The organism is Nocardioides sp. (assembly GCF_047607185.1).
Lineage (GTDB): Bacteria > Actinomycetota > Actinomycetes > Propionibacteriales > Nocardioidaceae > Nocardioides.
This window is the reverse complement of record NZ_JASGDQ010000125.1, coordinates 1-4,475: the sequence shown is the minus strand read 5'-3', so window position 1 is coordinate 4,475 and position 4,475 is coordinate 1. Positions and strand designations below refer to the sequence as shown.

Below are 4,475 nucleotides of genomic sequence, written 5' to 3'. Positions count from 1 at the left end.
TCCGGGTGCGTGCCTCGCAAGGCGCCGGCGCGAAGGCAGGCCGGTGGCCTGTCGAGCGTCGGCAACGCCGCGAGGTGCGTGCCCGGGCGCCGCGATAGCAGCGAATTAGCCGCGACAGGCTACTAGGCTGCCTGTGTGGAGGCAGTCCTGACCATCGCCGACGAGGTCGAGGCCTACGACGGGGTCGCCCCCCTGGACGAGGCGACCGTGCTGACGCTGCAGAACCGGCCGGACGCGGTCGAGACCTGGCTGATCGACGGCGGCTTCGCGCTGCTGATCGGGTCCGAGGCCTCGATCGTGGTGCGGCCCCCGGCGCGGTCGCGGGGCGTGGGCACCACGCTGCTGGAGAGCCTGCTGGCGTCGTACATGGGGCCGGTGACGGCCTGGTCGCACGGCCACCACCCGGCAGCCTTCGCGATGGCGGCCTCACACGGGTTCAAGGTGGTGCGGGAGTTGTGGGTGATGCGGCGGCCGATGTCGCTGCCGCTGCCCGAGACGCCCGCCACCGAGATCGAGGTGCGCAGCTTCCGGCCCGGCGACGAGAGGGAGCTGCTTCGGGTCAACGGGGCGGCGTTCGCGCGCCACCCCGAGCAGGGGTCACTGACGATGACCGGGCTGCGCGAGCGGATGGCGCAGCGGTGGTTCGAGCCCGACGGCCTGATCGAGGCGTGGCACGGCGACCGGCTGCTGGGCTTCCACTGGACCAAGCGGCACTCGCCGAGCCAGGGCGAGGTCTACGTCGTGGCGATCGATCCCGCGGCGCAGGGCCACGGCCTGGGCCGGCTGCTCACCCTGGCCGGGCTGCGCCACCTGGCTGACACCGACCAGGTGCACCTCTACGTCGAGGCCGACAACCTGCCCGCCCGACGGCTCTACGAGAGCCTCGGGTTCAGCCACGCCGAGCGCGACACCCACGTCCAGTTCGCCCGCCGGGGCATCCCGATCTAACCGGAATCTGTGACTCGGGGAAGGGGGCCGCGCCGGTACGCCGGATCGATCTAGGGAAACGCTGATCAATGGCGCCGTGGCGCGCAGCAGGCGGGATTGATCAGCGCTTCGCTAGCGCAGCGGGCGGACGTGGAGGCCGACCTCGGGGTCGACCAGCACCTCCTGCGCGGCGGGGATGCCGTCGACCGACAGCACCGCCTCGACCGGGACGCTGCGCTTGAGCAGGCCCAGCGCGATCGGGCCGAGCTCGTGGTGCCGGGCCGACGAGCCGACGAAGCCGACCTCGCGGTCGTCGTACCGTAACGGGGTGCCGGGCTCGGGGAGCCGGTTCTCGGAGCCGTCGAGGTGGAGCAGCGTGAGCCGGCGGGGCGGTCGGCCGAGGGTGTGGACCCGGGCCACCGTCTCCTGGCCCCGGTAGCAGCCCTTGTCGAGGTGGACCGCGGCGACCGGACCACCCGGCAGCCAGCCAACCTCGTTGGGGATGGTGCGGACGTCGGTGTCGATGCCGAAGCGGGCCTCGCCGCGGCCGATCCGCAGCGCGTCGAACGCCCAGAGCCCGGCGGCCGGGCCGGCCGCCTGCGCGAAGACCGGCAGCGACTCGCGCGCGATGACGGCGTAGCGACCGGGGTCGGCCTCGGGGTGGTCGGGCGCGGGCCGCCAGACCACCGCCAGCTCGGGCGCGAGGGTGACGGTGACGTCGGACCAGAACCTCATCTTCTCCAGGTACGACGCCAGCGGGGCGCCGTACCCGGGCTCGGTCCAGGCGGTGAAGGCGGTGCCGTCGTCGACGCCCATGAGGTAGTGCTCGACATGGCCGGTCGGCGACAGGATCAGCGCCGCGGTCCAGACGCCGGGCGCGAGCCCCTCGAAGGCCTGCGAGGTCAGCGAGTGCAGCCAGGTCAGCCGGTCCGGCCCGGCGATGACGACGACATCGCGGTGGGAGAGGTCGACGAACCCCTCGCCGGAGACGAGGGTGCGCTGCTCGGTGTTGAACGAGCCGTAGTGGGCGGCCACGCCGGCGTCGGCACCCGAGGCGGCGACGGCGCCCGGCAGCGCCAGCAGCGGGCTAGCGGTGGTCATGCGAGTGCTCCTCCGTCGGCGGGGGGCACGGCGGGCTGTGCTCCCCGAAGATCGTCAGGTGGGCGACGTCCGCCACGAACCCCTGCTCCACGCGCAGTCGCTCGACGAACGTCGCCGCCTTCTCCTCGTCAACAGAGATCACCCCGCCACACGTCCGGCAGGAGAGATGGAAATGGACCGGGCCGTTGCTCACCGAGTGGTAGGTCGGCGCCCGGTCGGACAGGTGGAGGTGGCGCACCAGGCCAAGCCCCTCGAGCACCTCCAGGGTGCGGTAGACCGTCGACATGTTGACCGCCGCCGAGGTCTGCGACACCTCGGCATAGATCTCGTCGGGGGTGGCGTGCTGCAGCCGCTCGACCGCGCCCAGGATCAGCTCGCGCTGCGGGGTGAGCCGATAGCCCTGTGCCCGCAGCCGCTGGCGCCAATCGCCGTCCACCGTGCTCATGCTCGCTGCAACCTTGCCCAGAGGTGCGGCTGGAGCGGCTGGCCCACCGCCGCCATGTCGTAGGCGTAGAGCAGCTCGCCCTCGACGTTGCCGTAGAGCCGCTTGCCGGCGACGACCTCCTTCGCCGACTCGGTACGGGCCACCGCGTCGGTGGCGATGTCGAGCTTGCCGCCCTCGGCGACGCCGTACCAGATCTCCACGACACCGCTGGAGTGCGTCAGCACCAGCTCCACCTGGCCCTCCGGGCGGCACCGCAGGAACCCCGTTTCCAGCGCCCCCTCGCGGACGAGCTCACCGGCCTCGTCGACGATCCAGGCGCGCGAGAAGTAGTGGAAGAACGGCCGGCCGTCGTGGGTGAAGATCAGCTCCTGGCCGAACTGGAACGGCTCGATGGTCGGGTAGTCCCCGTGCCCGTTGCCGCGCCACGTACCCAGCATCCAGGCGACGGGCCCGCAGTCGGGATGGAGGTTGTCGGGGAGCTCGAAGACCACATCTGGAGTCTAGTAGCCTGTCGCGGCTAAGCCTTGGCCTGTCGCGCCGCCCGGGCACGCCCCTGGCGGCGTTGGCCGGGCTCGACAGCCGGCGCGGCGAGGGGCGTGCCGCGGGTGCGCGAACCGTTCAATGATTTCGGACGCGCGACACTAGTGTCGTGAAGTCGCCTCCGAGCGTCGCCCGCCGTCGATAGAATTCGCTGGTCATGGAGGACCCAGCCAGCTCCAACGACCGTCGGTGGTTCCGCCGTACGGCGTCCGAGAGCACCCCCGAGCCCGCCCGGTCGATCGACGACACCAACGAGACGCCGGCGGTGCCGGTCGCCTCGCTCGAGGATCTCGACCACCGCGTCCGTGAGCACACCCTGCGGGCCGAGGCCGCTGAGCGGCTTCGCGCCCTGGCCGAGCAGGCCGCCGCGGCCCAGGCCGCCGAGCGGATGTCGGCGGAGGAGGCCGCCACGCAGGCACATCGGCTCGCCGAGGAGGCCGACCGCCGGGCCGCCGAGCGAGCCGAGGCGCTGACCGCTGCGCTGGAGGCGCGCGCGACGGCGGAGGCCGCCGCGGCCGAGGCCAGCCGGCGGCTGGCCGACGCGCAGACGAGCGCCGAGGCGGCGGTCGCGGCTCGCGCCGAGGCGGAGCGGGCGGCCGAGGCCCACGCCGCCGCCACCGAGACCGCGACCCGCCGCCATGCCGAGGCCGCCGCGGCCGCGGCCGGCCGCGAGGCGGAGCTGCGTCAGCAGGTCGAGGACCTCCACAGCGCCCGCGTCAACGCCGAGGCCGCGGCCCGCTCGCTGGCCGCGCTGACCCAGGCAGCGCAGCAGGCACGGGTCTCCGCCGAGCAGGCCGCGCAGCAGCGGGCGGAGGAGGCGGCCGCCGCGCAGCAGGACCGGCTGGCGACCGAGCAGACCCTGGCCGCCGCCCACGCCGAGGCGCTGGAGAGCCTCGGGACACACGTCGAGTCCGCGAAGCAGGCCCACACCGACCGCGAGGCGGCCGAGCGGGCCGCCGCCGAGCTCGCCGCCCGGCTGGAGAGCGCCCACGCGGCCCGGCTGGAGGCCGAGGAGGCGCTCGCCGCGCACCGTGAGCAGGCCCGGGCCGAGCTCACCGCCGCACACGAGGAGGCGCGTGGCTTCGTCTCCGCCGCCCAGGCGCAGGCCGAGGAGACCATCGCGGCGGGCCGGCAGCAGGCGCTCGACACCGTCACCCAGGCGCGCCAGCGGGCCGACGAGGCGATGAGCACGGCCCGTCAGCACGCCGACGCTGGCCTCGCCGAGGCTCACCGGATCGCCGAGGCCAGCGCGGCTGCCACGGCCGCAGCGCTGGCCGAGTCGCGTCAGCAGGTCGCCGACGCCACCCAGGCCCGGGTCGAGCTCGAGCGGATCGCCGCCGAGCGCGTCGAGGCCGCCACCACCGCCACCGAGGCCCGGCTGGAGGCCGAGCGGCGCGCCCGCGAACGGGCCGCGGAGGCGGAGGCCGCGCACCAGGCGCGGCTGGCAGCCGAGCAGGCCGGG

5 protein-coding genes are annotated in these 4,475 nt (G+C 74.3%); 2 read left to right on the top strand and 3 right to left on the bottom strand.

Annotated features, from left to right (window positions below; all coding sequences use genetic code 11):
• The first annotated feature begins 135 nt into the window (after positions 1 to 135).
• A complete protein-coding gene (gene mshD, locus QM595_RS14770) occupies positions 136 to 948 on the top strand; it encodes a mycothiol synthase (RefSeq protein WP_415172332.1) in 813 nt (270 codons plus the stop codon).
• Between the two features lie 111 nt (positions 949 to 1,059).
• Here the strand turns inward: mshD and QM595_RS14765 are convergent, their stop codons facing one another.
• Genes QM595_RS14765 through QM595_RS14755 form a run of 3 tightly spaced genes read right to left on the bottom strand, consistent with a single transcriptional unit; the run spans position 1,060 to position 2,964 of the window.
• A complete protein-coding gene (locus QM595_RS14765; RefSeq protein WP_415172331.1) occupies positions 1,060 to 2,028 on the bottom strand; it encodes a YgfZ/GcvT domain-containing protein in 969 nt (322 codons plus the stop codon).
• A complete protein-coding gene (locus QM595_RS14760; protein ID WP_415172330.1) occupies positions 2,015 to 2,473 on the bottom strand; it encodes a Fur family transcriptional regulator in 459 nt (152 codons plus the stop codon). The genes QM595_RS14765 and QM595_RS14760 overlap by 14 nt, the downstream gene beginning before the upstream one ends.
• On the bottom strand, positions 2,470 to 2,964 hold the full coding sequence (locus QM595_RS14755; protein ID WP_415172329.1) for an FABP family protein: 495 nt from the start codon (positions 2,962 to 2,964) through the stop codon (positions 2,470 to 2,472). The genes QM595_RS14760 and QM595_RS14755 overlap by 4 nt, the downstream gene beginning before the upstream one ends.
• A gap of 206 nt (positions 2,965 to 3,170) precedes the next feature.
• Here QM595_RS14755 and QM595_RS14750 point away from each other — a divergent pair.
• Positions 3,171 to 4,475, top strand: a 1,305-nt coding sequence (locus QM595_RS14750; RefSeq protein ID WP_415172328.1) for a hypothetical protein, incomplete at its 3' end; no start/stop codon positions are given.